This is a genomic window from Skermanella sp. (genome assembly GCF_059503625.1).
The window spans coordinates 1-2426 of the sequence record NZ_JCACHA010000423.1 but is presented as its reverse complement, the minus strand read 5'-3'; the positions used below and the strand labels follow the sequence as shown (position 1 = coordinate 2426).

Below are 2426 nucleotides of genomic sequence, written 5' to 3'. Positions count from 1 at the left end.
GTGCCGGACAATCTTTGGCATAAGTGCCCCAACTGCGAGGCGATGATCTTCCACCGCGACATGGAAGACAACCTGCGCGTCTGCCAGCACTGCGGCTTCCATATGCGCCTGGATGCCGACAGCCGGCTGAAGATGCTGTTCGACGAGGACGAGTTCCAGGTCATCGAACTGCCCAAGGTGCCGGTCGATCCGCTGAAGTTCCGTGACCAGAAGCGCTACAGCGACCGCCTGAAGGAAGCCCAGACCAAGACCGGCAAGAACGATGCGATCCGCGTCGCCCACGGCAAGATGGGCGGCATGCAGACGGTTATCGCCGCGTTCGACTTCGGTTTCATGGGCGGTTCCATGGGCATCGCGGTGGGCGAGGGGCTGCTGGCCGCAGCGAGGCTCGCCGTGCTTCAGGAAGCGCCGCTGATCGTGGTGCCGTCTTCCGGCGGCGCCCGCATGCAGGAAGGCATCCTGTCGCTGATGCAGATGCCGCGCAGCACGATAGCCGTGCAGATGGTGAAGGAAGCGGGTCTGCCCTACATCGTCGTCCTGACCGATCCGACCACGGGCGGCGTCACGGCCTCCTTCGCGATGCTGGGCGACCTGCATATCGCGGAGAAGGGCGCCCAGATCGGCTTCGCCGGTGCCCGCGTGATCGAGGACACCATCCGCGAGACCCTGCCGGAAGGCTTCCAGCGCTCCGAATACCTGATGGAGCACGGTATGGTGGACATGGTCATCCACCGCAAGGACCTGCGCGCAACGCTGATCCGGGTGCTCGACCTGCTGGGCCGGCCGAACCCGTCCGCCGAGATCGTGACCCTGCCGACCGCCGAGCCGGAAACCGTGGCGCCACCGTCCGAGGCCGACCTGATCGACCCGGATGCGGACGAGACTGTCACCCCGACTTCCGCACAGACACAAAGCGGTGAAACCCTTGAGCCTGCCGGCGACCGTCCCGACCGCTGACCGTGCCGATCCGGTCCTGGACCGGCTGAAACACCTTCATCCCAAGGTCATCGATCTTTCCCTTGGCCGTACCTTCCGGATGCTGGAAGCCGTCGGCAGCCCGCACACCAGGCTGCCGCCGGTCGTCCACGTCGCGGGCACCAACGGCAAGGGATCGACCATCGCTTTCCTGCGCGCCTTCCTGGAGGCGGCGGGCAAGCGCGTCCATGTCTACACCTCTCCCCATCTGGTTCGCTTCCACGAGCGTATCCGCTTGGCGGCTCCTGGAGGTGGCGAGCTGATCGACGACGATTATCTGGCGGAAATCCTGGAAGAGTGCGAGCAGGCGAACCGGGGCGAGCCGATCACGTATTTCGAGATCACGACCGCTGCCGCCATGCTGGCGTTCTCGCGGACGCCCGCCGACGTGGTCCTGCTGGAAACCGGCTTGGGCGGACGCCTGGACAGCACCAACGTGATCGAACGCCCGGCCGTCACCGCCCTGACGCGGATTTCCTACGACCACATGCAGTTCCTGGGCGAGACGCTGACGGCGATCGCGGGAGAGAAGGCCGGCATCATGCGGCCGGGCGTTCCGTCCGTGGTGGCGCCGCAGTCGTCGGCGGAAGTGACCACCGCGTTCCGCGAGCGTGCCGCCGCCATCGGCGCGCCGCTGTTCGAAGCGGGCGACGCATGGCGCTCGTTTGCAAAGGGGGAGGGGTTCCGCTTCGAAAGCCCGTCGCGGAGCGCCGGCCTGCCGCTGCCGGCTCTGCCCGGCGCGCACCAGATCGTCAACGCGGGCGTGGCGCTGGCCTGCCTGGACCATCTGCCGGGCATCGCGGTTTCGGATGAAGCCGTCCGCAGGGGGTTGGCCGAAGTCCGCTGGCCCGGCCGCCTGCAACGGCTGACGCGCGGTCCGCTGGTGGACCGGCTGCCGCCGGGCTGGGATCTGTGGCTGGACGGCGGTCACAACGATTCCGCCGGTGAAGTTCTGGGCGCTCAAGCTGCGCGCTGGAATGAATCGGACGGATTGCCGCTCAAGCTGATCTTCGGGATGCTGGCGACCAAGGAGCCTAAAGACTTCCTTCGCCCGCTGAGCGGTTTCGCCTCGACGCTGCGCGCCGTGGCGATCCCCGGCGAGGAAGCGTCGCTATCGCCCGACGATGCGGCATCCGCCGCGCGGGTAGTCAGGATCGAGGATGCCGAAGCGGCGGAAAACGTCGATACGGCACTGGATGCCCTGATCCGGCGCGATCCAAGCCCGACTCGCGTGATGATCTGCGGCTCGCTTTATCTCGCGGGAGCCGTCCTGGCCCGGAATGGCTGATGCCTCCGGGCCATGGCGCGACAACTATGTCCCGATCTTACAGGACCGATTCGACCCACTGAAACAGCGCGCCCTTCGGCAGGGCGCCGATCTTGGTGGCCGCGACCTTGCCGTCCTTGAACAGCATCAGCGTGGGAATGCCACGAACGCCGAACTGGCCGGG

The 2426-nt window shown here is 66.7% G+C and carries 3 protein-coding genes; 2 read left to right on the top strand and 1 reads right to left on the bottom strand.

Translation table 11 applies throughout. The features are described 5' to 3' along the window. Together accD and AC5JJ6_RS09315 are read left to right on the top strand one after the other, a co-directional pair. A partial coding sequence (accD, locus tag AC5JJ6_RS09320; RefSeq protein ID WP_496041771.1) for an acetyl-CoA carboxylase, carboxyltransferase subunit beta occupies positions 1-957 on the top strand: 957 nt, incomplete at its 5' end. Beyond that, positions 917-2263: a bifunctional folylpolyglutamate synthase/dihydrofolate synthase gene (locus AC5JJ6_RS09315; RefSeq protein WP_496041770.1), complete on the top strand. Its 1347-nt coding sequence runs from the start codon at positions 917-919 to the stop codon at positions 2261-2263. The genes accD and AC5JJ6_RS09315, both read left to right, overlap by 41 nt. Positions 2264-2300: 37 nt before the next feature. Here the strand turns inward: AC5JJ6_RS09315 and AC5JJ6_RS09310 are convergent. Then, positions 2301-2426: thioredoxin family protein (locus AC5JJ6_RS09310; RefSeq protein ID WP_496041772.1), on the bottom strand; the 126-nt coding region annotated here is incomplete at its 5' end.